This window comes from Lentzea sp. HUAS12 (genome assembly GCF_024125735.1).
Taxonomy (GTDB): Bacteria; Actinomycetota; Actinomycetes; order Mycobacteriales; family Pseudonocardiaceae; genus Lentzea; species Lentzea albida.
This window is the reverse complement of the sequence record NZ_CP099738.1, coordinates 8,139,556-8,164,790: the sequence shown is the minus strand read 5'-3', so window position 1 is coordinate 8,164,790 and position 25,235 is coordinate 8,139,556. Positions and strand designations below refer to the sequence as shown.

General features: G+C 69.2%; 24 protein-coding genes. 11 read left to right on the top strand and 13 right to left on the bottom strand.

All coding sequences use genetic code 11. The annotated features are described in order from the left end of the window. Positions 1 to 43: 43 nt before the first annotated feature. Positions 44 to 178: a hypothetical protein gene (locus tag ND450_RS45800; protein ID WP_256557373.1), complete on the top strand. Its 135-nt coding sequence runs from the start codon at positions 44 to 46 to the stop codon at positions 176 to 178. A gap of 94 nt (positions 179 to 272) precedes the next feature. On the opposite strand, the gene ND450_RS38280 is transcribed toward ND450_RS45800, so the two are convergent. Both ND450_RS38280 and ND450_RS38275 read right to left on the bottom strand, forming a co-directional pair. Beyond that, positions 273 to 704: a hypothetical protein gene (locus tag ND450_RS38280; protein ID WP_089921709.1), complete on the bottom strand. Its 432-nt coding sequence runs from the start codon at positions 702 to 704 to the stop codon at positions 273 to 275. A gap of 77 nt (positions 705 to 781) precedes the next feature. Beyond that, on the bottom strand, positions 782 to 1,201 hold the full coding sequence (locus ND450_RS38275) for a DUF2690 domain-containing protein (RefSeq protein ID WP_143091742.1): 420 nt from the start codon (positions 1,199 to 1,201) through the stop codon (positions 782 to 784). Between the two features lie 130 nt (positions 1,202 to 1,331). Here ND450_RS38275 and ND450_RS38270 point away from each other — a divergent pair, with 130 nt between their 5' ends. The 3 genes from ND450_RS38270 to cobF are packed head-to-tail and all read left to right on the top strand — an operon-like array spanning position 1,332 to position 3,410. Next, a complete protein-coding gene (locus ND450_RS38270; protein WP_253322992.1) occupies positions 1,332 to 1,988 on the top strand; it encodes a DUF2306 domain-containing protein in 657 nt (218 codons plus the stop codon). Positions 1,989 to 2,014: 26 nt separating this feature from the next. Further along, positions 2,015 to 2,656, top strand: coding sequence for a peptidylprolyl isomerase (locus ND450_RS38265; protein WP_089921712.1), 642 nt, complete (start codon positions 2,015 to 2,017; stop codon positions 2,654 to 2,656). Between the two features lie 10 nt (positions 2,657 to 2,666). After that, on the top strand, positions 2,667 to 3,410 hold the full coding sequence (gene cobF / locus ND450_RS38260) for a precorrin-6A synthase (deacetylating) (RefSeq protein WP_253322991.1): 744 nt from the start codon (positions 2,667 to 2,669) through the stop codon (positions 3,408 to 3,410). Positions 3,411 to 3,416: 6 nt separating this feature from the next. Here the strand turns inward: cobF and ND450_RS38255 are convergent, their stop codons facing one another. Beyond that, a complete protein-coding gene (locus tag ND450_RS38255) occupies positions 3,417 to 3,944 on the bottom strand; it encodes a TetR family transcriptional regulator (protein WP_089921768.1) in 528 nt (175 codons plus the stop codon). Positions 3,945 to 4,078: 134 nt separating this feature from the next. Here ND450_RS38255 and ND450_RS38250 point away from each other — a divergent pair, with 134 nt between their 5' ends. The 3 genes from ND450_RS38250 (at position 4,079) to ND450_RS38240 (ending at position 7,788) form a co-directional block, all read left to right on the top strand. Beyond that, positions 4,079 to 4,900 carry an oxidoreductase gene (locus tag ND450_RS38250; protein WP_253322990.1) on the top strand — a complete coding sequence of 274 codons (822 nt, stop codon included), beginning with the start codon at positions 4,079 to 4,081 and terminating at the stop codon, positions 4,898 to 4,900. Between the two features lie 38 nt (positions 4,901 to 4,938). Then, positions 4,939 to 5,832, top strand: coding sequence for a helix-turn-helix transcriptional regulator (locus ND450_RS38245; RefSeq protein ID WP_253322989.1), 894 nt, complete (start codon positions 4,939 to 4,941; stop codon positions 5,830 to 5,832). 177 nt (positions 5,833 to 6,009) lie between these two features. Next, entirely contained in the window at positions 6,010 to 7,788 is a 1,779-nt protein-coding gene (locus tag ND450_RS38240) for an alpha/beta hydrolase (RefSeq protein WP_253322988.1), read from the top strand. A 334-nt stretch (positions 7,789 to 8,122) separates the two neighbouring features. On the opposite strand, the gene ND450_RS38235 is transcribed toward ND450_RS38240, so the two are convergent. Beyond that, complete coding sequence (locus ND450_RS38235; protein WP_253322987.1) at positions 8,123 to 8,818, bottom strand: PP2C family serine/threonine-protein phosphatase; 696 nt, start codon at positions 8,816 to 8,818, stop codon at positions 8,123 to 8,125. A 53-nt stretch (positions 8,819 to 8,871) separates the two neighbouring features. Between ND450_RS38235 and ND450_RS38230 the strand changes: the two genes are divergently transcribed. Both ND450_RS38230 and ND450_RS38225 read left to right on the top strand, forming a co-directional pair. Then, complete coding sequence (locus ND450_RS38230; protein WP_253322986.1) at positions 8,872 to 10,254, top strand: N-6 DNA methylase; 1,383 nt, start codon at positions 8,872 to 8,874, stop codon at positions 10,252 to 10,254. A 16-nt stretch (positions 10,255 to 10,270) separates the two neighbouring features. Continuing rightward, positions 10,271 to 11,218: a serine/threonine-protein kinase gene (locus ND450_RS38225; protein WP_253322985.1), complete on the top strand. Its 948-nt coding sequence runs from the start codon at positions 10,271 to 10,273 to the stop codon at positions 11,216 to 11,218. Here ND450_RS38225 and ND450_RS38220 read toward each other — a convergent pair. Further along, positions 11,124 to 11,984 carry a DNA-3-methyladenine glycosylase gene (locus ND450_RS38220; protein ID WP_305885190.1) on the bottom strand — a complete coding sequence of 287 codons (861 nt, stop codon included), beginning with the start codon at positions 11,982 to 11,984 and terminating at the stop codon, positions 11,124 to 11,126. The genes ND450_RS38225 and ND450_RS38220 overlap by 95 nt on opposite strands. A 143-nt stretch (positions 11,985 to 12,127) precedes the next feature. Then, the gene (locus ND450_RS38215; RefSeq protein WP_253322984.1) at positions 12,128 to 12,841 is read right to left on the bottom strand and encodes a response regulator transcription factor; all 714 of its coding nucleotides are present in this window, start codon (positions 12,839 to 12,841) and stop codon (positions 12,128 to 12,130) included. A 204-nt stretch (positions 12,842 to 13,045) separates the two neighbouring features. Here ND450_RS38215 and ND450_RS38210 point away from each other — a divergent pair, with 204 nt between their 5' ends. Then, positions 13,046 to 15,451: a LuxR C-terminal-related transcriptional regulator gene (locus ND450_RS38210; RefSeq protein WP_253322983.1), complete on the top strand. Its 2,406-nt coding sequence runs from the start codon at positions 13,046 to 13,048 to the stop codon at positions 15,449 to 15,451. Here the strand turns inward: ND450_RS38210 and ND450_RS38205 are convergent. Genes ND450_RS38205 through ND450_RS38195 form a run of 3 tightly spaced genes read right to left on the bottom strand, consistent with a single transcriptional unit; the run spans position 15,441 to position 17,150 of the window. Further along, positions 15,441 to 16,088 (bottom strand): HAD family phosphatase, encoded by a 648-nt coding sequence (locus ND450_RS38205; RefSeq protein ID WP_253322982.1) that lies wholly within the window; start codon positions 16,086 to 16,088, stop codon positions 15,441 to 15,443. The two genes, ND450_RS38210 and ND450_RS38205, sit on opposite strands and share 11 nt — an antisense overlap. A 42-nt stretch (positions 16,089 to 16,130) precedes the next feature. Next, positions 16,131 to 16,310, bottom strand: a complete 180-nt coding sequence (locus ND450_RS38200; RefSeq protein ID WP_253322981.1) for a DUF397 domain-containing protein — start codon at positions 16,308 to 16,310, stop codon at positions 16,131 to 16,133. A 9-nt stretch (positions 16,311 to 16,319) separates the two neighbouring features. Further along, complete coding sequence (locus ND450_RS38195) at positions 16,320 to 17,150, bottom strand: helix-turn-helix transcriptional regulator (RefSeq protein WP_253322980.1); 831 nt, start codon at positions 17,148 to 17,150, stop codon at positions 16,320 to 16,322. A gap of 236 nt (positions 17,151 to 17,386) precedes the next feature. On the opposite strand from ND450_RS38195, the gene ND450_RS38190 reads away from it, so the two are divergent. Continuing rightward, positions 17,387 to 19,006, top strand: coding sequence for a glycosyl hydrolase family 18 protein (locus ND450_RS38190; RefSeq protein WP_253322979.1), 1,620 nt, complete (start codon positions 17,387 to 17,389; stop codon positions 19,004 to 19,006). 62 nt (positions 19,007 to 19,068) lie between these two features. On the opposite strand, the gene ND450_RS38185 is transcribed toward ND450_RS38190, so the two are convergent. From ND450_RS38185 to ND450_RS38170, 4 genes are all read right to left on the bottom strand, one after another. Beyond that, positions 19,069 to 20,166, bottom strand: a complete 1,098-nt coding sequence (locus ND450_RS38185) for a serine hydrolase (protein ID WP_253322978.1) — start codon at positions 20,164 to 20,166, stop codon at positions 19,069 to 19,071. Between the two features lie 114 nt (positions 20,167 to 20,280). Next, positions 20,281 to 21,369, bottom strand: coding sequence for a serine hydrolase (locus ND450_RS38180; RefSeq protein WP_253322977.1), 1,089 nt, complete (start codon positions 21,367 to 21,369; stop codon positions 20,281 to 20,283). 6 nt (positions 21,370 to 21,375) lie between these two features. After that, a complete protein-coding gene (locus ND450_RS38175; protein ID WP_253322976.1) occupies positions 21,376 to 22,656 on the bottom strand; it encodes a M14 family zinc carboxypeptidase in 1,281 nt (426 codons plus the stop codon). A 346-nt stretch (positions 22,657 to 23,002) separates the two neighbouring features. Further along, positions 23,003 to 25,174 (bottom strand): ATP-dependent RecD-like DNA helicase, encoded by a 2,172-nt coding sequence (locus ND450_RS38170; RefSeq protein WP_253322975.1) that lies wholly within the window; start codon positions 25,172 to 25,174, stop codon positions 23,003 to 23,005. Positions 25,175 to 25,235 lie beyond the last annotated feature (61 nt).

The following is a 25,235-nucleotide window of genomic DNA, read 5'->3' as shown; positions in this document are numbered from 1 at the left end:
AGTCATCCGAAGACCCGTCGGACCTTCGTGTATGGCGCTTTCCGTGGCTTTTTTGAGCTCGCTGATCTGGGTGCTGTCGCCGTCACGTGACGGCGACAGCACCCAGGTTCTTGTTGTCACCCAGATGAAGGGCGACGTGCGGGTGGGGTCGTTGTCCGGGCAGTGGTGCACGCCTTAGGACGCGCCCACCTCGCCGCCGGCTCCCCGGGAGCAGAGATGACCGTTGCCAGTTGGCGCTTGGCGCTGACAGGCAGGTCCGGGTCTACCTCAGGTCAGCAACGGATGCTGGTGCGCCCGGTGGGCGTGTTGCCGCCCCACTTGATGTTGCCGACGGCGTGGGTGCACACGCTCAGGGTGTTGGTGCCGGACGACCAGTTGTCCGCCTTGTTGCTCGCGCACTTCAGGCCCTCGAGCGAGTAGGGCGCGCTCGAGCCGGTGGCGACCGAGACGCAGACCTCCCAGTTGGAGTGCGAGGAGCGGAAGCCCTCCCACACGTAGGTGTAAGCCCAGTTCTTGTTGCAGCCCTTGAACTGCTTGACCGAACCGATGGTGGTGCCGCCGCTCGTGATGTACGCGGTGGAACCGATCTGCGTCACCGGCCCGCAGCCCGGCGCCGACTCGGCCTGCGCGGGCGCGGACAGCCCGAGCATCGCGCCGCCGACGATCACGGCCGCACCGAGCGCGCTGGCGATCTTGCTGAACATGCTTCTCCCTCAACGGTTCTACTGTGGTGCAGGTGCAGGTGGTCAGTCGGTGATGTAGCCGGTCACGGCGCGCCCCCTCAGCAAGCGCTCGACGCGAGGCGGGCGGTGCGGTGCACGCCGTTGGAGTCGACGTAGAGCACCTCGCCGCGGGCGCAGCCGGGCGCGTGGACCATGTTTCCCCAGTGGTTGCCGGGCGTTCCCGCCGCGACGAAGCCGACGTGGTCGCTGCCCGACCACACCGTGATGCGCAGAGCCGAGTCGCCGCCCGAGTAGTTCGAGACGCGCACCCAGTTCGTCCTGCAACCGGGCGACCACCGCAGCTCCGCCGTGCCGCCCGTGTACATGGGCGCGGTGTCGGCGGTGGTGGAACCACCGCTGCACCCGGCGGACACCGGGTCCTTGTCGTTGCACCCGCGCCCGCTGCAGGACGCGGCCTGTGCGTCCGGCGCCATCAGGAGCGTGAACGCGGCCGCGGCGATCAGGGCTGTCGACTTCATGACGCAGACACTGCCGACCGGCACTCACAGCGACCTGACAGCTGCACCCGGTCAGATGTCAGCGCGGTGTCAGAAGCCCATGTCAGCGATCGGTGCGCGAGCGGTCAGCGGGTTCGGTGAAGGTGTTGGCATGACGTGGTTGCGCAAGCCCTGGGTGGGCCCGTTGGCGTTCGTGGTGGTGGCTTTCGTGGCGTTCTCGCTGCCGCCGTACCTGACCGGTGATCGGCTGCAGTCGCGCGTGCAGTCGGACTGGGGACCGCACTACCCCCTGCTCGTCGTGCACGTCGTCTGTGCGTCGATCGCCATCCTCACGTGCGTGGTGCAGATCTGGCCGTGGTTCCGCGCCCGCTTCCCTTCGTGGCACCGCCGCGTCGGCCGCGTCTACGTGCTCGCGGGCGTGCTGCCCGCCGGTCTGTCGGGCCTCGTCATCGGCTGGATGACGCCGTTCGGCCCGGTCGCCCAGGTCAGCAACGTCCTGCTCGCCGTGCTGTGGCTGGCCTTCACGTGGCTGGCGTGGCGCGCGGCCCGGCAGCGGCGGTTCCGCGACCACCGCAAGTGGATGATCCGCAGCTTCGTGCTCACCGTCTCGATCATCACGAACCGCATCTGGGGCGTGCTCGCGTTCCTGGCGTTCGCCGACCGCGTGCCGGAGGCGGAACTGCCCGCGACGATCTCCGGGATCTCGACGTGGGCGGGGTGGACGATCCCGTTGCTGATCTCGCAGTGGTGGCTCGAGCGCAAGCCGCAGCGGGCTCCCGCCGAGCGGCGTGAGGCCGTTCCCGTGTGACGGCCGGGCGACTACGGTCGGCGTTCATGAGGCTACTGCTCGCTGTGCTGATGATGGTCGTGCTCGCCCCGGTCGCGTCCGCCGCACCGGCGGCCCCGCCGACCGCGAGGTGCGAGTTCATCCCGACGCCGGAGAACCCGGCCGCCCGCCCGGTCCAGCCGCCGCGCGCCGTCGTGCCCGCGCGCGGCACCGTGAAGGTCACCATCGTGACGAACTACGGCGTCGTCATCGCCGCTCTCGACCGAGCCAACGCGCCGTGCGGCGTCGAGAACTTCGCCCACCTGGCGCGGAGCTGGTTCTACACGATGACGCAGTGCTGGCGCCTGACCGACACCACGCGCCTGGGCGTGCTGCAGTGCGGTGACATCTACCGCGCCGAGGAGGGCGGCCCCGGCTACCGGTTCGCCGACGAGGTGACGGGCAAGGAGACCTACGGCCGCGGCACCATCGCGTACGGCAACCAGGGGCCGGGGACGAACGGCAGCGAGTTCTTCATCGTGCACTCGTTCGCCAACATCCAGCCCGTCTACACGGTGATGGGGCACGTCACCCACGGCATGGACACGCTGGACCGGATCGTCGCCGCGGGCATCGTGCCGCAGCCGGACGGCCTGCTCGACGGCGCTCCGAAGAAGCCGGTGAGGATCCTGCACGTCGTCGCTGGTTAGGGTGTGGCCCGTGCGGAAGATCCTGGTCATCGGTATCGGCGCGGGCAACCCAGACCACCTGACGGTGCAGGCCGTCAAGGCGTTGCAGACGGTCGACGTGTACTTCGTGCTGGACAAGGGGTCCGTGAAGCAGGAGCTCGTCGACCTGCGCGCGTCCATCCTGGCGGCGCACGTGACGCGCCCGTACCGCTGGGTCGAGGGCCGCGACCCGGACCGCGACCGCACCCCCGCCGACTACGCCGCCACCATCGAGAAGTGGCGCCGCGACCGCGCCGACGTGGTGCTGTCGCTGCTGTCGGAGCTGGGCGAGGACGAGGTCGGCGCGTTCCTGGTGTGGGGCGACCCGTCCCTGTACGACTCGACGCTGGCGATCCTCGACGACCTGCTGGGCCGCGGCTCGGAGTTCTCCGTGGAGGTGATCCCGGGCGTCACGTCGGTGGCGGCGCTGACGGCCGGCCACCGCGTGGCGCTGAACCAGGTCGGCAGGCCGGTGCAGATCACGACCGGCCGCCGCCTGGCCGAGGGGTGGCCGTCCGATGTGGACGACGTGGCCGTGATGCTGGACGCGTCGTACTCGTTCGAGGGCGTGGACCCCGACACGTGGATCTACTGGGGCGCCTATCTGGGGATGCCGGACGAGATCCTGGTGTCGGGGCGGGTCGGGGACGTGGCGGCGGAGATCCGTTCGGTGCGGTCCGCTGCTCGTGAGCGCAAGGGCTGGATCATGGACACCTACCTGCTGCGCCGGCCCTGACTTCTCCTACTCGGCGACCAGCCGCTCGACGGAGCGGACGACGAGGTCCCTGTTCGCGTTCGGCGTGCTGAACGCGAGGATCGACATGTGCACGACCAGGTCCAGCAGGTCCGTGGCGTCGAACGCGGCGGTGATCCTGCCGTCCGCCTGGGCCTGGGCGACGGCCTCGACCTTGTGCCGGTACGCCTCGGCCTCCGGCTCCGGAACGGACTCGAACCCGTTCTCGAGCCGGTGGTACGCCGCGAGCCTGAGCAGGCGCGGCTCCTCCTGGTAGGCGTCGAACAGCCTGCCCGCGTAGCCGGGGAGGTCGTCGGGCGTGATCGGCACGTCGCGGACGACCCGGTCGATCTGGATCTTCAACAGCTCGGTGAACAGCCCCTCCTTGCTGCCGAAGTAGGCGTAGATCATCGCCTTGTTGCACCCGGCCTTGGCCGCGATGCGGTCGACGCGCGCGCCGGCGATGCCGTACTCGGCGAACTCGTCGAGAGCCGCTTCGAGCAGGTTCGCCTTGGTCGCTTCCTTGTCCCTCGCCACGTCGTCCATCTTAACCAACCGGTTGGTCGAGACAACTAACCGTTTAGTTGACTGGCCGACGCGGACGTGCTTACCTAGCTCTATCAACCAAACGGTTAGTTAACTCATCCAACCGGTCAGTCAGGGAGCGGGTCATGAAGGTCGCACTGGTCACGGGCGCATCGTCCGGCATCGGCGAAGCCACGGCGGTTGAGCTGCACAAAGCCGGCTACACGGTGTACGCCGCGGCGCGGCGGGTGCAGCGGATGGAAGGGCTGGCGGCGCAGGGCGTCAAGGTGCTCGAGATGGACGTGACCGACGACGAGTCGATGGTCACGGGCGTCAAGAAGGTCATCGCGGAGTCCGGGCGGATCGACCTGCTGGTCAACAACGCCGGCTACGGGTCGTACGGGGCGTTCGAGGACGTGCCGCTGTCCGAGGGCAAGTACCAGTTCGAGGTGAACGTGTTCGGGCTCGCCCGGCTGGTGCAGCTGGTGGTCCCGCACATGCGGGCGCAGCGGAGCGGGCGGATCGTGAACGTCTCGTCCATCGGCGGCAAGATCTACGAACCGCTTGGCGGCTGGTACCACTCCACGAAGTTCGCGGTGGAGGGGCTGAGCGACTCGCTGCGGCTCGAGCTGAAGCCGTTCGGGATCGACGTCGTGGTGATCCAGCCCGGCGCGATCAAGACCGAGTGGGGCGGGATCGCCGTCGAGAACCTGCGCAAGCGGTCCGGCGAGGGCGCCTACAAGGAGCAGGTGCGGCAGCTGTCGGCGTTCTTCGGGCAGGTCGAACGCGGTTCGGAGCCCAAGGTGATCGCGGACGTGATCGTGAAGGCGGCCGAGGCGAGGAGGCCGCGCACGAGGTACGCGGCGGGGTTCGGTGCGGGGCCGATCCTGTTCGCGCGCAGGGTGTTGCCGGACCGAGGGTTCGACGCGCTGTTCCTCGGCGCGATGCGCCGCGCGGGGCGTGTCTGAGCAGGTACCTTCGGTTCAGAACCACCGAGGGGAGTCGTGTGCACGAGGGGCTGTCGCCGGAAGCCGAGAAGCTCTACCTGGCGATGCTGCGCGGGGACGCCGACGCCGGGCTCGACCCAGCACGCGAGGAGCTCGAACGGCTGGGGCTGATCAGGAACAACGACGTGCGCCCGCCCCGGTCTGCATTGGCGGCGATCGCCTCCGGCCACGAGGCCGCGGCCGCGCGGGCGCGTGAGACCGCCGAGGTCCTGGCCGCCGCCTATGCCGAGCGCGGTGCGAAGGAGGTCGACTTCGTCGAGGTGCTCAAGGGCGCGGACGAGGTGATCAGCACGTTCGAGGAGATGCAGAGCCAGGCCAAGTCGGCGATCCGGGCGCTCGACCCCGGTTCGTACCTGAGCCCGCAGCCGGAGGCGAGTCCCGCGCAGCCTCCGGCGCTGGCCCGCGGCATCGCGTACCGGGTCGTGTACGAGTCGGCGCTGCTGCAGACCGAACGCGGGCTCGCGTCGGTGCAGGAGAGCATCGCGGTGGGTGAGCAGGCGCGGACGTTCCCCGGCGTGCCGCTCAAGCTCGTGATCGCCGACTCGGACCGGGCGTTGATCGCGGTGCCGACCGTCACGGGCGGGAACGTCGTGGCACTTCTCATTCACCCGTCCGTGCTACTGAGCGCGTTGATCGAGTTGTTCGAGGCGTTCTGGCGGATGGCCGTGTCGATCACGCCCGGCAGCCAGGAGGACACGAACGCGGAGCCGACGACGGCCACCCGGCAGCTGATGGCGCTGCTCAGCGCCGGTCTGACGGACGAGTCGATCGCGCGGGAGCTCGGCATCAGCGAGCGCACGCTGCACCGCCGGGTGAGCCGGCTGCAGCAGTTGCTGGGAGCGCAGACCCGGTTCCAGCTCGGCGTGCAGGCGTCACGGCAAGGTTGGCTCTAGTCACGAATGGTAATCGAAACGCTGATCTTCATCACTCTGTGAACACGATCGGTGACGGTTTCCAGACATGGCGACTTTCTGCCATCACCCAGGAGTGTTAAACGCGGGCTTCACCCCTTCTCCTCTGATGCAAGCGCGGCCTCACCCGGCCGTGCGGGGGCAGGAAGGGATCCACCAGTGAGGAAGTACTTCAGAGGCGGCATCGCCGCGGTCACAGGGGCGTTGATCGCGACGAGCATCGTGCTCACGCCGACGGCGGGCGCGGCCGCCAAGCAGGACCCGGACACGCAGAAGCTCGCGGGCGCGCTCGCCACCCAGAAGGTCACCTGGGAGGAGTGCACCTTCCCCGGCGTCGCACCCGAGACCGTCGCGAAGTTCAAGACCGTCAAGGGCCTCGCCTGCGCGACCATCCAGGTCCCGCGCGACTGGCACAACCCCGCTGACGGCAACACGATCGGCATCCGCGTCTCCAAGACCGAGACCGCCTACAAGGGCACCAGCCGTCAGGGCATCGCGCTGGTCAACCCCGGTGGCCCCGGCGGCTCCGGCCTGCCGTGGGGCGCCGCGATGGCCCTGCGCGCGCCGGTCCTCGCCGGCCAGTACGACTTCATCGGCTTCGACCCGCGCGGTGTCGGCCTCTCCACGCCGCTCACCTGCAGCTACACCGTCCCGAACAGCACCGACGTCAACGTGCTGAACAAGGCGAAGGTCGACGGCTGCCTCGAGAACCCGCTGACGCAGTTCATCAACACCGAGCAGACCACCTACGACATGGACTTCATCCGCGTCGTGCTCGGCGAGAAGAAGATGAGCTACATCGGCTACTCCTACGGCACGTGGCTCGGCACCTGGTACGCCGCCACGTTCCCGAGCAAGGCGCACCGCTTCCTGCTCGACTCGGCCGTCGACGCCTCGCAGTCGACCCTCGAGAACACCTGGGACCTGCAGCCGCGCACCCGCGACCGCCAGTTCCAGGAGGCGCTGCTGCCGTTCATGGCGCGCAGCGACGCCAAGTACGGCCAGGGCACCGACCCGATGGAGATCCGCCGCAACTGGGAGAAGGCCGGCGGCACCCGTGAGTTCGTCGGGCAGCTGTTCGTCGCGTGGTTCGTGATCCCGGCCATGTACGACACCTCGCAGTACCACGTGGCCGCGTCCGCCGTCGCGTCCGTGATCGACGCCGCCGCCACCGAGGGCACCGCCTCGTCGTCGGAGAAGGTCGAGCAGATCGTCGCGAAGATGCTGACGATCCCGGGCCTCACCGACGAGAACAAGGCGTTCATCGCGAAGGCCAAGAACAACGCGCTCGCCGCCATCGCCAAGAAGGAGCGCGTCGCGGTGAAGACCACGACCGCCGCCGCCGAGGTCGAGACCTGGGACGCGTCGTTCGAGGCGATCCGCTGCCAGGACGGCCAGTGGAACCAGAACCTGCACTACTGGAACTACTGGCTCGCGGACCTGACCGTGAACGCGCCGTTCATCGCGCCGTTCATGAGCACGCCGCTCTGCGCCTACTGGCCGGCCAAGACCTCGATGCCGAAGCCGGACAAGAAGACGTTCCCGCGCCTGCTGATCGCGCAGTCCGAGCTCGACGCCGCCACCGCGTACGAGGGCGGCCTCGCCACCGCGAAGGCGCTGCCGGGCGCCAAGTTGATCAGCGTCGACAACGAGGGCTCGCACGGCCTGTTCCCGTACAACACGGACTGCGTCGACGACCCGATCGTCGCCTACTTCCAGACGGGCATCACCCCGCGCAAGCAGTTCACGGGCTGTCAGGCGCTGCCGCTGCCGAACGAGGACAAGACGTACGACGTCGGCGGCAAGCTCACCAACGGCAAGGTGAAGATCAAGATGATCACGCCGGCCGTCAAGGAGGCCAACAAGATCGTCAAGGACCTGCTGAGCGGGTCTTCGACGGCGGCGGCCGACGAGTCGGGCATGCCGGCCAACCTGTAGTGCTGCTGTAGAGCTGCGGCCCCCGGCGCGATGCGCCGGGGGCCGTTTCCATGCTCGGGGTGGTGGGGCGGCGGTTGTGGTGGGGGCGGGTGGTGCGGCGGACGGGCCGGCGGGGTGGTGAGGACACTGCAGAGCGGCGACGCAGGGGCATCGAAGCTGGGGCAGGCAGGGCACGGGGCAGCACGGAGCACGGCGGGACGGCGGCAGCGCGGCGGGGATGCGCGGAGCGCGGCGGCAGCGCGGCGGCACGGTGGCGCGGCGAGGCGAGGGCAGCGCGGCGGAGCAGTGCGGTGGCGCGGAGGCCGGTGGCGGGTCACGACACCCGTGCGGGCCTCTAGCGCTGCCACCACTTCTTGCGCACCACGTCCACGATCACGCACGTGATGTTGTCCGGGCCCCCGTTGCCGTTCGCCAGAGCGACCAGCTGCCAAGCCGCCTCCGTCGCGTCCTCAGTGGACAGCAGGATCTCGTGCACGTCACCGAGGTCCGTGTAGTCGGTGAGGCCGTCGCTGCACAGGAGGTACCGGTCCTCGACCTTGGCCTGGTGCCACGTCAGGTCCGGGTCGTGCGAGTTGCCGGACTGCAGGGCCCGCAGGACGTAGGCGCGGCGCGGGTGGACTAGGGCCTCCTCCGGCGTCATGCGGCCTGCGTCCACGAGGGCCTGGACCATGGTGTGGTCGTGGGAGAGCTGGCGGAGTTCGCCTTCCCGCAGCACGTACGCGCGGGAGTCGCCGATGTGGGCCAGCTGGAAGGCGAGGCCCTCCCAGCGGATGGCGGTCAAGGTTGTTCCCGCGCCGGCCGGGGTTTCGGCGTCGAGTCTGCGGGCGATCTCCGTGACCGCCGGGCCCAGGTCGCCCTGCCAGTCCGCCAGGACGTTGACCGCGAGTGCGCTCGCCACTTCGCCGTGCTCGTGGCCGCCCATGCCGTCCGCCACGGCCTGCAGGTCCTGGCGGACGTAGACCGAGTCCTCGTTGTGCTCGCGGACGAGCCCCGGATCGGTCGCCACGGCGATGCGCAGCTCGTGTGTCATGTCTTCAGTAGATCAGTTGTGAAGTGAGTTCACAAGCAATACGGTTGTGAACCATGGATGAGACTGTCAGCGCCGGGGACATCGCTCGCCTCGCCGAGGTGGGGCGGGCGGCCGTGTCGAACTGGCGGCGGCGGTTCGAGGACTTCCCCGCGCCGGTCGGCGGGACGGCCTCCAGTCCGTTGTACCTGTTGCGGGACGTCGAGTCGTGGTTGCAGCGCAACGGGAAGTCGTTCCGGGTGTCGCCGGCCGAGAGGCTGTGGACCCAGCTGCGGACCCACGACGACCTGAAGCTCGGTGAGGCGCTCGCCGCCTTGGACGCGGACGCGGAGACGTTCGAGTTCCTCCACGAGCGCTACCTCGAAGCTCATTCGCGGCTGCTGAACCCCACTCCGCCCGAGGTCGTCGATGTCGTGCTGAGCACCACCGACGGCGACACGGTGATCGACCCGGCCTGCGGCACCGGCAGTCTCCTCAAGGCCTCCAGGGCGCGGAACAAGATCGGGCAGGAGCTCGACCCGGTGTCCGCGGTCATCGCGCGCAGGAGGATGCCGAACGCGCAGATCTTCACCGGCGACTCGTTGCGGCACAACGGCGTCCAGGAGAAGGCCGACGCGGTCGTCTGCGACCCGCCGTGGCACGACCGGGCGTGGGGGCACGAGGAACTGGTCGGCGACGCCCGCTGGACCTACGGGCTTCCGCCGCGGGGCGAACCCGAGCTGGCCTGGTTGCAGCACTGCCTGTCGCTCACCAAACCGGGCGGGCTCGCCGCCGTCCTGATGCCGTCCGCGGCGGCGTCCAGGAGGCCCGGCAAGCGCATCCGCGGCAACCTCCTGCGCGCCGGCGCGGTCCGGGCGGTCGTCACCGTGCAGCCGGGACGCGACCTGTGGCTGCTGCGCAACCCGGTCGGCCGCGCGCCCGAACACATCGCGCTGCTCGAAGCACCGGGTCCGCTCGACCCCAACACGAGGGTCATCGACCTGCTGGACGACGACGTCGACCTCAGCCCGGCACGCCGCAGCGGCACCGACGCGTCCGCCTACCTCGCGGCCCAGCCGGCGTTCGCCCTCACACCGCTGCCCGAACTGCGAGAACAAGAAGCTCCGCCGCTGACGACGATCGGCGAACTGGTCAAAGCCGCCCCGGGCAGGCACGTCGTCACCTCCCCCACCGGCGCGACGTACGAGATCAACCCGCGCAGGCTCGACCCCGACTTCCTCGAAGGCGTGCTCCGTGCCGCGTTCGCCCGCACCCCCACCGGGTCGACCCGGCTCGACGTCAAGAGGACGCAGGTCCCCTCGCTGCCGATCGACGAGCAACGCCGCTACGGCCGGACGTTCAGGCAGCTCAAGGCACTGGAGGACGGGCTGGCGGAGGCCGCGCACCTGGTCGGGCTCGGGTACGCGGGCCTGCTGGGCGGACGGATCGGGCCGGCGTGAGAGTTAGGCTTCCCGCGTGCTGATCGCCGACCGCTACGAGATCGACGACCTGCCGCTGGGGCGGGGTGGCATGGGTGCCGTGCACGAGGGCCGGGACCTGCGCCTGGATCGGCGTGTCGCGGTCAAGCTGCTGCGCCTGCCCGGCAGTGATGACGAGGTGGCGGAACGGTTCGCGCGCGAGGCGCGGATCGTCGCGAAGCTCGAGCACCCCGGAGTGCCCGTCCTGTACGACTTCGGGACGTTCGAGCAGCGCCTGTTCCAGGTCATGCAGTTCGTCGACGGCGTCACGGTGGCCGACCTGGTCGGCGAGTTCGGCCCGCTGCCGGAGGCCTGGGCCGCGAACATCGCCGCGCAGACCGCCGCGGTCCTGGCCGCCGCGCACGAAGAGGGCATCTGCCACCGCGATCTCAAGCCCACCAACCTGATGCTGTGCCCGGACGGCGCGGTGAAGGTGCTCGACTTCGGCCTCGCGCTGCTCAAGGAGAGCGACGTGGCCCCGTTCAGCCGGGCTGGCCAGATCCTCGGCACACCGAGCTACATGGCGCCCGAGCAGATCCAGCGCGGGATCGCCGAACCGCGCAGCGACCTGTACGCGCTGGGGTGCGTGCTGCACGAGATGATCACAGGTGAACAGCTGTTCACCGGCCCGACGGCCTACGCGGTGTTCGACAAGCACGTCAAGGAAGCGCCACCGAGGACCGGGAGCGCGCTCGACCCCGTCGTCCAACGGCTGCTGGCCAAGGACCCCGGGGACCGCCCGGCCACGGCGCTCGACGTTTTCGGGGACCTGCAAGGGTTTGCGCAGGACCCACCGCCGTTGCCCGGCTTCGTGCGGGACGGCTCGACGGCGATGTACTCGAGCGTGCAGGTCAGGCCGGGATTCGGTTCACCTCGTGATCACCGGTCGCCCACAGGTGCTGCACCGCGTACGCCCGCCACGGCCGCCACGCCTCCGAACGCCTGAGCAGCGCGGCTGGCGTCGTCGGCAGGCCCAGCGCCTCCGCGGCCAGCCGGATGCCGAGGTCGGTCGGCAGGAACGCGTCGTCGTCCCCCAAAGCGCGCATCAGGATCGTCTCGACGGTCCACGGGCCGAAGCCGGGCAGCGACAGGAGCCACTCGCGCGCCACGGCCCGATCGGCGCCGGGAGACAGGTCCAAACCGGACTGCAATGCGCCGAGCAGGGCCGCCATCGTGCGGCGGCGCGACTCCGGCACCGCCAGCTCGCCCACGTCGAACGCCAGCGGGAACGAGAACAGATCCCCCACCGGCGTGCCGTAGGCGGCCACGAGCCGTGCGGCGTGCGTGCGCGCGGCCTTCGTCGAGACCTGCTGGCCCAGCACGGCGCGGATCGCGAACTCCGCGCCGTCCACCGTGCGCGGCACACGGCGGCCAGGTGCGGCGGAAACCAGCGGCGCCAAAAGGGGATCCGCGGACAACGCGGCATCCACCACCAATGGATCGGCGTCGAGGTCCAGCAGAAACCGGCAAAGGTCCAGAGCTGTGGCCGAATCGCGAGGATCGGACAGTTCCAGCGTGCAGGCGACGTGATCCGGGAACGGCTTCAGAGAGGCGATGCCGAAACCGCAAGGAAGTCGCAAGGTCCGCCGGTAGACACCGTCGCGCCACTCCTCCACCCCGGGAACGGCGGTGGCGATGAGGTGGCCGAACAGGTTGTCGGGACACAGAGGTGATTGAAAGGACAACCGTTCCGAGAACGTGCTCAGCCGCATACCGACCAGCATGACCGGATTCCCGCTGAGACGCTGGCGGGAAAGCGACATCATTCCGGACGGGGCCAACCGGGTGGACCTGCTTCGCCGCGTGAAAATCCGTGGCTAGGCTGGCCGCAGCGCCGTTGCAGCAGTTGTCGGTTTCAGCAGGGAAGGGCGGCGTCGCGTGCGATGAGAGCGGCCTGTACGCGGTTGTCGCACCGGAGTTTCGTCAGCAGTCGGCTGACGTGGGCCTTGATGGCCCCTTCCGAGAGGTACATGAGCCGTGCGATGCGTGCGTTCGCCATGCCCTGCGCCAGGTACACGAGCACTTCCTGCTCGCGTCGGGTCAGCAGGCTGATGCGGCTGCGTGCGGCGTCACGGCGTTCCGAGTCGGCACCGGTGAAGTGGTCGATCAACGCGCGCGTGGCGGACGGCGAGAGCATCGCCTCTCCGGCGGCGACGGCGCGCACGGCGTTCACCAGCGCGGCGGGTTCGCCGTTCTTGAAGAGGAATCCGGCCGCGCCGGCCCGCAGCGCGGGGAAGAGCAACTCCTCCGTCTCGGGCGTGCACAACATGATCACCTGTGTGCCGGGCACGTGCCTGCGCACCATCCGCACGGCCGCGAGGCCTTCCATGCCGGGCATGGACGCGTCCATCAGCAGCACCTGCGGGCGTTGCCGCCGCGCCATTTCGAGCGCGCCACCGCCGTCACCGGCTTCACCGACGACCACGACGCCGCCGGACCGTTCCAGCACACCGCGGACGCCGGTGCGGATCAGCACCTGGCCGTCGGCGATGCCCACGGTGATCGTGCGCGGTTTGTCCACCAGTTGCAGACCTGCGCTCGTCCACGAAGTGCTCGTCGTCAACGTCATGCGGACTCCCTGTCAGACCGGACCAGCTTCCAGTTTGTTCCCGAACGAGCACGGCGGGAAGGCAGGCATAACGAAGAGGTTGCGAACCGTCTCGGTCGTACCGAGCCGTAACGGCTCGCACGGGACGCTTCACCACGCACCACCTGCCACAACGCCGGACCGAGACAGGAACACCCTGCCGTTACGGCTGGAGGAAAGGGACTCATGACCAGCAACGGGCGTTGCGCGCTGTGCGACGGCACGATGCCTCCCGCCACCTCCGAGCAACGCAGGTCCTACTGCTCCAACGCGTGCCGCCAACGGGCGTATCGCCGCCGCGTCACCGTGTCCGCGACGGCCCCCGCGACCAGGCAGAACCTGCGCGTGCTGTCGAACCTGCCCGCCGCGCGCGACACGTTCGTCGGGCGCCAGCAGGAGCTGTCGAAGATCGACCAGCTGCTGCGCCGGCATCGTCTCGTTACGGTCGTCGGCAGTGCGGGTGCGGGCAAGACGAGGCTCGCGCTGGAGGCGGCGGGCCGGCTCAGGCGCGGGCGGACGGACCGGGTCCTGCTGGTCGCGCTGGGCGAGATCACCGCCTCCCGGGACGTCGTGCCGGCCCTGGCCGACGCGCTCGGAGTGGTCGCGCGGTCCGACGAACCGTTGCGCGACACCGTGGTCGAGACGCTCGTGAACATGAAGGCGCTCGTGGTCCTCGACAACTGCGAGCACCTCCTCGACACGTGCGCCGAACTCACCGACACGCTGCTGAACCGCTGCCCCGGCGTGCGCGTCCTCGCCACCTCCCGCGAGGCGCTGTGGATCACCGGCGAGGTCAGCTTCCACGTCGAGGGCCTTCCCGTCCCCTCAACTGACCGGGACCTGGTCACGACGGCGGCGCCCCGGTCCGAGGCGGTGAAGCTGTTCGTGGACAGGGCTCGCGAGCGCAAGCCCGACTTCCGGCTGACGCCGTCCAACACCGCCGCGGTCGCGTTGCTGTGCGCGCGGTTGGAGGGAATGCCACTCGCGATCGAACTCGCGGCGCGGTGGGTGCGGTTGTTGCCGGTCACGGACATCTGCGACCGCATGGACGAGCCGCTGGAGCTGCTGACGCTGGGCTGCCGCAAGTCGCCGTCGCGCCAGAGCTCGTTGCGCGAGGCCATCGACTGGAGCTACCGGCTGCTGGAGCCGGACGAGCAGTTCGCGCTGCGGCGGCTGTCGGTGTTCGACGGCGGCTTCGACCTGGCGGCGGCCAACGAGGTCTGCACGTCGGAACGCTCGGTGGAACCCGTGCTGGACGTGCTGTCCCGGCTGCAGGCGAAGTCGTTGATGACGGCCGTACCCGGCACGACCCGGTTCCGGCAGCTGGAGACGATCCGGTTGCACGCCAGGGAGAAGCTGCTGGCGGCGGGCGAGCTCGACACCGCCTACGAGGCGCTGGCCCGCTGGTTCACCGACCTGTCGGACGCGCTGCTCACCACGCCGCTGTCGATGCCCGCGGACGTGCAGCGCAAACTCGACGACCACGTCGACAGCCTGCTCGGCACGGTCGAATGGGCGGCCGACCGCGCTGACGAACGCCTGCTGCTGCTCACGGCGGCGCTGGCCGACTGCACCGCCCGGCGCGGACGGCTCGGCCAGGCGCGCGTGCTGCTGCGGGACGCGCTGCGGCGGCCGTCCACGCGCGACGACTACCGGTGCGTGGCCCTGAACCACGCGGCCCGGTTCGCGGCCGAGCAGGGCGACCACGACGAGGCCGTGGAACTGTCCGGTGAGGCGTCACGGCTCGTGCCCGCGAGCTCGACGGCACTGGCGATGAGCTGCCGCAGCACGTTAGCGGCCGTGCAGCGGTATTCGGGCGAGTGGGAGGCCTCGGACAAGAACAACACGGAGTGCTTGAGGGTCGCCGAGTTGTTGGGCGAGCCCCTCGCGCGTGCGCAGGTGCTGGTCGATTCAGCGCGTACGGCCTTGTTCCTCGGCAAGCACGAACGCGCCGAGGCGAACGTCATGTCCGCGTTGCCCATCTCCCGCGCGTCGGGCGTCCCCGCGCGCATCGCCTCTGCTCTGAACACACGCGGCGCCGTCGCGTTGGTGCAGGGCGACCTGGACGAGTCGGCGCACGCGTTCCAGGAGGCGTTGCGCATGGACGGCATCAACCCGTTGACCGCGCCCGACGCGCTGGAGGGTTTGGCCGTGGTCGCGTTGATGCGCGGTCAGGCCGAGCGCGCGCTACGGCTGGAAGCAACCGGACGGGCGATGCGCCGCTCTGTCGGTGTGGTGCCGAACCCGTTTTGGGCGGAAAAGGTCGCAGGGGCTATGCGCGCCGCACGGCTGATGCTCCCCGTTGCGCGCGCGGAGGCCGTCAGCACGCCGTTGACCGCCGCGGAGACCGAGGCGTTCATCCAGGACGAGGTGTGGCTGGACCGCACGGAGGCCGCGTTCGACGCGCTGGACGACCACGAACGGCGCGTGATCGCGCTGCTCGCGACGGGCCTGACCAACCAGCAGATCGCGAACCGCCTGAACGTCTCCGTGCGCACCGTGGCCTCGCGACTGCTGCGGCTGCGCGAGAAGCTGGGCCTGCAGAGCCGCGAGGACGTCGCCGCGTGGGGTGCGGAGCGGGCTATCGGTTGAGCGCGTAGACGTCGACCCACAGCCGGCACATCGCCTTGGCGGCCAGCTTGGCGTCCGGAACGTGCTGCGCCGCCTCGGTGTGCGCGCTCGTGATCGCGAGCACGGTCATCCCGGCCGCGTGCGCCGACCGGACGCCCGGCTCCGAGTCCTCGACCGCGAGGCACTGCCCGGGCTCCAGCCCCAGCTTGCGCGCCGCCACGAGGTAGGGATCGGGCGCGGGCTTGCCGTTCTGGACGTCCTCGCCGCTCACGATCACCTGCACGTGCCGCAGGATCCCGGACGCCGACGCGGCGGCCCGCACGTACCGGCGCGGCGCCGCCGACACCAGGCCCACCGGTCCCAGCTCCGCCGCGAGGGCGACCAGTTCCGCAGCCCCCGGCTGCAGCCCGAACGTGCCGCGCGCGATCGCGTCGACCATGCCGTCGACGCACTCCGAGACCGCTCGTTCCGGCGTCAGGCCGTCGCACCGGTCGGCGAGGTAGGCGCCCCAGGTGGTCCTGCCCTCGATAGCGGCCCAGTCGGCGCGGGTCCAGGAGCGGTCGTGGCGGGCGGCTACGGCGCTGATGACCTGGTTCCAGGTCGCGGTGCTGTCCACGAGGGTGCCGTCGAGGTTGAAGACGGTGGCGAGGAGCGTCACCTGATCATGGTTGGGGCGGCGGGGGCGGGGACGCGCGGCGGACTAGGGGGTTTGACCCGATGGTGCGAACTTGCCGGCCTTCACGAATAGAAGGAACGCGGACCACGAGCCTGGGGCGACGGCGAGGTGGGTGGCGGGAGCCTTGGTGTCACGGATGCCGACGCCACGACCGACCTCGACACAGTTGTTGAGGTTTGCGCTGTAGCTGCTCTTACGCCACATGGTGGCTCCTCAGGTCGCGATCTCGGAGATCCTCCGCTGCGATTCTCCCGCATCCAACGCGACTCGATCGAGCGCCTTCAGCACCTCTTCGTAGTCATCGACGGAGTCCTTCCTCTCGATGATGAAGTTCGCGTTCTCGCTCTCCAGGAACACGACGGGCTCGAACCTGTCGAACCTCATCAGCTCGAAGCCCCCGCTGAGGCCTGCGTGCGCGCCCACAGATGTGGGGAGGATGCGGATTTCGATGTACGGACGCACCAGCATCTGAAGCAGGTGGTGCAGTTGGGCGCGCAACACGTCCTCACCACCGATGGGCAGCAGGAGGGCCTGCTCGTGGATGTAGAAGGTGCAGGCGAGTCGCTGGCGGAAGACCTCTTGCATCGCCGCGTGTGCGGCCAGGCGCACCTCGACCTGGTCCTTGGGGAAGGTGGCGGAGGCGATGCACAGCGGCCGCCGGTACTCGGGGAGCTGGAGAAGGCCTGGAACCAGCAGCGGCATCCAGCACACGTACTCCTTGGCCTTCCACAGGTGTTCGAGGAAGGTCCGCATTTCGAACGGGCGCTGGTCGGCGTGGTTCTGCCACCAGTCCTTGGTGTCTGTCTGGCGGTGGATCCGCAGCAGGTGCTCGCGCTCGTCCGGCGGTGTGCGGCAGAAGCCGAGCAGCACGGCCAGGTCGACCTCGGAGCTGCCGCCCTTGCCGTTGACGAGGTCGGACAGCTTTCCCGGGTCCCAGTCGATCTTCTCGCAGATCTCGCGCGCGGTCATGCCCGTGGCGGAGAGCGCGGCCCGTACCGCGTCGCCGAACTCGCGGCCGCGCGCCGTGGAGAAACGCTTTGGCATGGAACGAAGTTAGGGCCGACCGTCCTCTTTGCGCAGTCACCGCGCCAGAACTCGACCCGAAGGGCTGTCGTCTCGGAACCCCTCCAATGGTTAACCAAGTAGACCGGAACCGGACATCCGAGCCCTACTAAACCGTTTTCGAACTGCTCCATTCGAGTGACGGCAGAGGTCTAGACCTTGACCTTCGAGTGGTCTAAACCACATCGTTCCGGTACCCCCTGCGACTGAGGAGACCGATGTCCAAGTTCCGATGGCATCTAGCTGCTCTCTTCGCGGCAGTCGCCGCGATGGTCCTCGGAATCGTCGTCGTGCCCGCCGCGAGCGGTGCCGGTGGCGTTTCCGCCACGTTCTCCAAGGGTTCGGACTGGGGAACGGGCTTCGAGGGCAAGTACACGATCACGAACAACAGCACGGCGGCCCTGACGTCGTGGACCGTCGAGTTCACGCTGCCGGCCAACCACCGCGTCACGTCGCTGTGGGACGGCTCGTACACGACGAGCGGCCAGACCGTCACGGTCAAGAACACCTGGAACGGCAACATCGGCGTGGGCGGGTCGGTGAGCTTCGGCTTCAACGGCGCCTACTCCGGCACGTTCGGTGCGCCGACCAACTGCAAGCTCAACGGTGGTTCGTGTGAGGCCGGCGGGACGAACCCGACGACCACCACGACGACGTCGACCACGACGTCGACCACCACCACTACGACCACCACGACGACGACCGGCCCGCCCCCGCCTCCGGGGAAGATCAACCTGGGCTACTTCGCGGAGTGGGGTGTCTACCCGGCGCGCAACTACCAGGTGAAGAACATCGACACCTCGGGTTCGGCGTCGAAGCTCACGCACATCAACTACTCGTTCGGCAACGTGGTCGGCGGCAAGTGCACCATCGGCGAGACCTTCCCCGCCATCGAGAAGTCGATGACGGCGGCGGAGAGCGTCGACGGCGTCGCCGACACGTGGGACGCGCCGGTGCGCGGCAACTTCAACCAGCTGCTCAAGCTGAAGAAGAAGTACCCGCACCTCAAGGTCCTGTACTCCTTCGGCGGCTGGACCTGGTCCGGTGGCTTCGGTGAGGCGTCGCGCAACCTGCCCGCGTTCGTCGACTCCTGCTACAACCTGCTGAAGGACCCGCGCTGGGCCGGTCTGTTCGACGGCATCGACATCGACTGGGAGTACCCGAACGCGTGTGGCCTGTCCTGCGACACGAGCGGCCCGGCCGCGTTCGCGAACATGGCTCAGGCGCTGCGCAACAAGTTCGGCCAGAACTTCCTCGTCACCGCGGCGATCACGGCTGACGGCTCCGCCGGCGGCAAGATCGACGCTGCCGACTACGGCCCCGCGTCGCAGTACCTCAACTGGTACAACGTCATGACGTACGACTACTTCGGTGCGTGGGCGGCGCAGGGCCCGACGGCTCCGCACTCCCCGCTGACGTCGTACAACGGCATCCCGACCGCCGGCTTCAACTCCGAGGCCGCGATCTCGAAGCTGCGTTCGAAGGGCGTTCCCGCCAGCAAGCTCCTGCTCGGCATCGGCTTCTACGGCCGCGGCTGGACGGGCGTGACGCAGGCGGCCCCCGGTGGCACGGCGACCGGTCCGGCTCCGGGCACGTTCGAGCAGGGCATCGAGGACTACAAGGTCCTCAAGACGAAGTGCCCCGCCACCGGCACCATCGCCGGCACGGCCTACGCGTTCTGCAACGGCCAGTGGTGGAGCTACGACACCCCGCAGACGATCACCAGCAAGATCCAGTGGGCCCGCAGCCAGGGTCTGGGTGGAGCGTTCTTCTGGGAGCTCACGGGTGACACCGCGAACGGAGAGTTGATCACCGCGATGAAGAACGCCCTCGGGTAGTTCTTCTAAACGCCGGGAGGGGAGCTGGGTCAACCCAGCTCCCCTTTCGTTTTCCCGGAAAATCAGCAGAAGACCTCGGTGAGCAGCTTGTTGAACGCTTCTCCCGGGTTGCCCTCGGTGGGTCCGCTGGTGGCGTTGAGCTCGAAGCGCTTCTTGCTGTCCGGCGTCGACAGCAGCTGCGACGAGTAGCCGGGGATGCCGCCGCCGTGGCCCCACACCTTCGTGCCGCACGGCAGGGTCTCGACCTGCAGGCCCAGGCCGTACTGCGGGCTCACGGCCGTGGTCCTGCTCATCTCGGCCTGTTGCGCGGGCTTGAGCAGCTCACCCCTCGACAACGCGGTGATGAACGTGTCGAGGTCACGGGTCGTGGAGATCATCTCGCCGGCGGCCCAGGCGACCGACGGGTTGATGCGGGTGATGTCGGACGGCTTGCCCGCCACGGTCCAGTAGCCGCGGGCGTGCGGGCCGCGGATGTTCGGGTCGTCACCGGGCACCTCGGTGTCCCTGAGCCGCAACGGCTTCAGGATCCGCTGCTCGACGGCCTTCTCGTACGGCTTGCCGGTGAGCTTCTCGACCAGCAGGCCGGCGACGACGTAGTTGGTGTTGGAGTAGTTCCACTGCGTGCCGGGTTCGAAGTCGAGCGGCTGGGCCGTGGAGAGCGCGAGGAGCTCCTGCGGCGTCCAGTGCTTGTAGCGGATCTTCTCGAACTCCTCCGGACTGAGCGGCAACGCGTTGGTGTAGTTGAAGAGCCCGCTCGTGTGCTGCAGGACCTGGCGGACGGTGATCCGCTGGTCGACCAGGCCGGGCAGGTAGCGGACGACCGGCGCGTCCAGGTCGACCTTCCCCTCCCCCGCCAGTTGCAGCAGCACCGTCGACACGAACGTCTTGGTGATGCTGCCGACGCGGAACCTGCCGTTGTCCGGCACCGGGCGGGTGCTGTTCAGGTCGGCCTTGCCGGACGTGGCGGTGAAGCGCTGCCGCCCGTCCACGACTCTCGCCTGCACACCGAGTGCGGCGCCGCTCCGCGTGATCTCGTCCAGGGCCTGCTGGACGACCGCGCGGTCCGCGCTCGACGTGTCGGCCGACGCGACGCCCCCGGTGGTCAGGACCAGCAGGCTCGCCGCGGTTGCTGTTGCTGTTGCTGCCAATCGAATCCCCATGCCCCACAGCAAATCGAGGCGGGGCACGGCTCCGCATCCACCTGGAGTCGCACGCTGTCCCTAGGGGTCTTGCCGGGAAGACGGCAGGCACCGGGGGGATGACCCCTGGTCCGATCAGCAGAAGATCTCGTTGATCAGCTTGCCGTAGGCGCTCGCCGGGTCGCCGGTGCCGACGCCCGCGGAGAGGGAGAGCTCCACGCGGCGCTGGAGGTCCGGGGTCGAGTAGGCGTAGGTCGAGAAGCCCGGCACGCCACCGGGGTGGCCGATGATCGTGGTGCCGCACGGGGCCTTCTCCACGAAGACGCCCAGGCCGTAGTCCGTGCTGACGGCGGTGGTCTTCGTGAGTTCGCTCTGCTGGGCGGGCTCGAGCAGCTTGCCGGTGAGCAGGGCGGTGTAGAAGGTGTCGAGGTCGCGGGTGGTCGTGATGACGTCACCAGCGGCCCAGAAGACGGACGGGTTCCAGCGGGTGGTGTCGATCGTGCGTCCGTTCACGATGCCGTACGAGTGGGCGTGCGGGCCGCGGATCTCCGTGTCGCCGCCCGGGAACGTGGTGTCGTTGAGGCGCAACGGCTTCAGGATGCGCTGCTCGACGACCCTCTCGTACGGCCGGCGCGTCACCTGCTCGATGAGCAGGCCGAGGACGACGTAGTTGGTGTTGGAGTAGTTCCACTTCGTGCCGGGTTCGAAGTCGAGCGGCCTGCTCGTGGAGATCTCGACGAGCTCCCGCGGCTGCCACTGCCGGTAGCGGATCTCCTCGAAGCCCTGGGGGTCGAACGCGAGCGCGTCGGTGTAGTTGTAGAGCCCCCCGGTCATCTGGAGCAGGTGGCGGACGGTGATCCGGCGGTCGACCAGGCCGGGCAGGTAGCGGTCGACGGGCGCGTCCAGCGAGATCCTCCCCTCGCCGGCCAGGTGCAGCACGGTGGTCGAGGTGAAGGACTTGGTGATGCTCCCCGCGCGGAAGCGGCCGTTCAGCGGGACCGGGCGCGGGTCGTTCCTCTCGGCGGTGCCGGACCGCGGTGAAGCGGGTCCGGCCGTCGGTGATCCGGGCCTGGGTGCCCTGGGCGACCCCGACCGCGACCAGTTCGTCGAGGCCTTCCTGGACGGTCCCGCGGTCGACTCCGGTGTCGTCGGCGACCGCGGTCCCGGTGAAGAGCAGGCTGAAGGCGGCGACGGTGGCGAGCAAGCGTTTCCCCATGCCCCCACAACGCGTCAGTACGGGCGCTTTGCTGCATTCATGGCCGAAACGAGCATGGGGCGCACTTTCGGCCAATGCACGTCCGCCTGGCACGAGAACGGCGGCAGGAAGCCACCGCACCGGCCGGAGCTCGCACCGATCTCCCAGACGAAGCTGGGCACGCCCAGGTCGTCGTACACCCAGTCGTCGGTGACACCCGACGAGTTGTAGAGCACCTCGCCCGGCTGGCCGGCGGTGAACCCGGACCGCGCGGCCATGTCGTTCGCCATCTTGCGCAACGCGGCGTCGTTGCCCGTCTTCTGCGTGCTCCAGCCCCACGGGAAGAGCACGTAGTCGCCGTAGCTGTGCATGGAGATCACGGCGCCGGTCGTGTCGGCGGAGGCCGCCGCCGTGTCGCCGGGCGCGCGGGTGTCGCGGTAGAGCTTGCGCCACAACGACTCCAGCGCCTGCACCTCGACCTCGGAGTCGGCGCGCGGGCCCTGGTAGGTCTCGGCGCACTTGTTCCTGGACGAGCCGACCTCGCCCCAGTGCGAGCCGGCGTTGCGGTTGAGGTCGACGCCGCGTGGACCCGAGCTGCAGGTGCCGTTGGCGTTCTTGCGGTGCAGGACGGGGGTGTCACCGCCGGACTCGACGATCTCGACGCCGTCCGGGTTGGCGATCGGGACGACCCAGACCTCCAGTTCAGACAGCATCGCGGTGAGGTCAGGCGAGCCGACCAGGTCGTCGACGTAGCGCCACGCCATGTCGCCTGTCGTGATCTCCCTGGCGTGCAGCTGGCCCATCACGAACAGGCGCGGCTTCGGCGCGGTGGGCGTGAGTGCGCAGTCACCTGGACTTTTCCTGGTGATGCAGATGGCTTTGAGGTCGTACCCGCCGCTGCCCTGCGTCTTGCGCCAGGAGGCGCCGTAGTCGACGACGGTCGCGAGGCCGGGGTGCGCCTTCGCCACCTCGTCGAGGTGGGCCAGGTGCGCGGTGATCGTGCGGTAGCCGCCGTAGTAGGTCGTGTCCGCGAGGGAACGCGGCTGCCGGTGCGACGGGGCCATCACCTTCTCCGCGGTGGACGCGAACCCGTCGGCGCGGAGCTCGTCCGCGGTCCGCGGGTCGCCGACCACGAACAGGTCGTCGCCGTCGCGCTGTTCCAGCACGTCGTACCCGAGGGCCAGCAACCGTTGCGCGGCATCGCCCATCGGCGCGGGGACGCGCAGCAAGTGTGTCGCTTGTGGACCTTCCGCCGGAGCCGCTGCGGGGCTGAGGAGGAGGGCCAGGCAGGCGAGCAGGGCGACGGCGGTCCGCATGATCGACGATGATGGGCCGTTCGGCCGATCGCCGCCACTCCGTTCGACCGACCGGATGATTACCGTCCGGTCCTTGAGACGCCGATCGGGTCCACTTGGCGCGATGTGACGAAAATCAATACCATTTGGGTCAGCACCGCAGCGGTTATTGCGCAGTGAAGCCGAAACCGACTCGACGGACAGCGAGGTTCGCACACACCAGACCCGGAAGAAGTGGGAGCGCAAGCCATGGACCATCTCTACAACGACGGTGTCGCTGAGATCTCCTTCCCCTGGCGCGGTTCTCTCACGGACGACGACGAGGGGCTGGAGCCGACCATCGTGCGCAGCATGGACTGACGAAACGTCAGAACGCCTGCGCGGTCCTCAGGCGGTGGGCCAGCGCCGTGTGGCGGCGGCCCGCCCCGACCGTGCGCACGGCCTGGCCGATGGCCCGCTTGCTGCCGACCAGCACGACGAGCTTCTTCGCGCGCGTGACGGCGGTGTAGAGCAGGTTGCGCTGCAGCATCATCCACGCGCTGGTCGTGATCGGGATGACCACGCACGGGTACTCGCTGCCCTGTGACCGGTGGATGGTCATGGCGTAGGCGTGGCTGAGCTCGTCCAGCTCGGAGAACTCGTAGTCGACCTCTTCGTCCTCGTCGGTGCGGACCGTCAGCTTCTGCTCGACGGTGTCGAGGGCGATGACGACGCCCAGCGTGCCGTTGAAGACGCCGTTCTTGCCCTTGTCGTAGTTGTTGCGGATCTGCGTGACCTTGTCGCCGAGCTTGAACACCCTGCCGCCGAACCGCTTCTCGGGCAGGTTGTCGCGCGACGGCGTGAGGGCTTCCTGGAGCACGGTGTTGAGCGCGCCGGCACCCGCCGGGCCGCGGTGCATCGGGGCGAGGACCTGGATGTCCTTGCGCGGGTCGAGCCGGAACTTGCGCGGGATGCGGTTCGCGACGACGTCGACGGTCAGGTTCGCCGCCTCCTCCGCCTCGTCGGTGCTGAAGAGGAAGAAGTCCGGCATGCCCTGGACGATCGGGTAGTCGCCGCTGTTGATGCGGTGGGCGTTCGTGACGACGCCGGACTCCTGGGCCTGGCGGAAGATGTGCGTGAGCCGGACGTTCGGGACCGGGCTGCCCTGCGCCAGCACGTCCCGCAGCACCTCCCCCGCGCCGACGGACGGCAGCTGGTCGACGTCGCCGACGAGCAGCAGGTGCGCGCCGGGCGGGACGGCCTTCACGAGCTTGTTGGCCAGCAGCAGGTCCAGCATCGAGGCCTCGTCCACGACCACGAGGTCGGCGTCGAGCGGGTGGTCGCGGTCGTAGGCCGCGTCGCCGCCGGGCTTGAGTTCGAGCAGGCGGTGGACCGTGCGGGCCTCGTGGCCGGTCAGCTCGGTGAGGCGCTTCGCGGCACGTCCGGTCGGGGCGGCCAGGACGATCTTGGCGCGTTTCGCCTGGGCGAGCCGCACGATCGAGCGGACCGTGAAGCTCTTGCCGCAGCCGGGGCCGCCGGTGAGCACGGCGACCTTCTGCGTGAGGGCCAGCTTGACCGCCGCGGCCTGGTGTTCCTCCAGGTCGGTGCCGAGCCAGGCGAAGGCCTTGTCCCAGTCGACGGTGGCGAAGCTCGGCATGCGGTCGGTGTCGGCGTGCAGCAGGCGTTTGAGCTGGGCCGCCATCGAGATCTCGGCGCGGTGGAACGGGACCAGGTAGATGGCGATCTCGTCGTCCGGGAGCTCCTCGCGGACCACGCCCTCCTCCTCGACGAGTTCCGCGAGGCAGTCGATGACGAGGCCCGTGTCGACCTGGAGGATCTTGATGGCGTCCGCGATGAGGGCCTGTTCGGGCAGGTAGCAGTTCCCGTCGGTGGTGGCCTCGGAGAGCGTGAACTGCAGGCCGGCCTTGACGCGCTGCGGGCTGTCGTGCGGGATGCCGACGGCCTTCGCGATGACGTCGGCGGTCTTGAAGCCGATGCCCCAGACGTCCGCGGCCAGCCGGTACGGCTCGTCCCGGACGACGTCGATGGACTTGTCCGCGTACTGCTTGTAGACGCGGACGGCGAGGCTCGTGGAGACGCCGACGCCCTGGAGGAAGACCATGACCTCCTTGATGGCCTTCTGCTCCTCCCACGCGTCGGCGATGAGCTTGGTGCGCTTCGGGCCGAGCTTGGGGACCTCGATCAGGCGCTCGGGTTCGTTCTCGATGACGTCGAGGGCGCTGACGCCGAAGTGGGTGACGATCTTGTCCGCGAGCACCGGCCCGATGCCCTTGATCAGGCCGGACCCGAGGTAGCGGCGGATGCCCTGGATCGTCGCGGGCAGGATCGTCGTGTAGTCGTCGACGTGGAACTGCTTGCCGTACTGCGGGTGCGAGCCCCACGTGCCGCGCATGCGGATGGACTCGCCCGGCTGCGCCCCGAGCAGCGCGCCGACGACCGTGACCAGGTCACCACGGCCCGTGTCGACCTTGGCGACGGTGTAGCCGTTGTCCTCGTTGGCGTAGGTGATCCTCTCCAGGACCGCTTCGAGGACGTTCATGGTGCGAACCTACCTCGCAGGTCTGCACACGATCTTCACAACTTGTCCCGGCGTCCTCCAC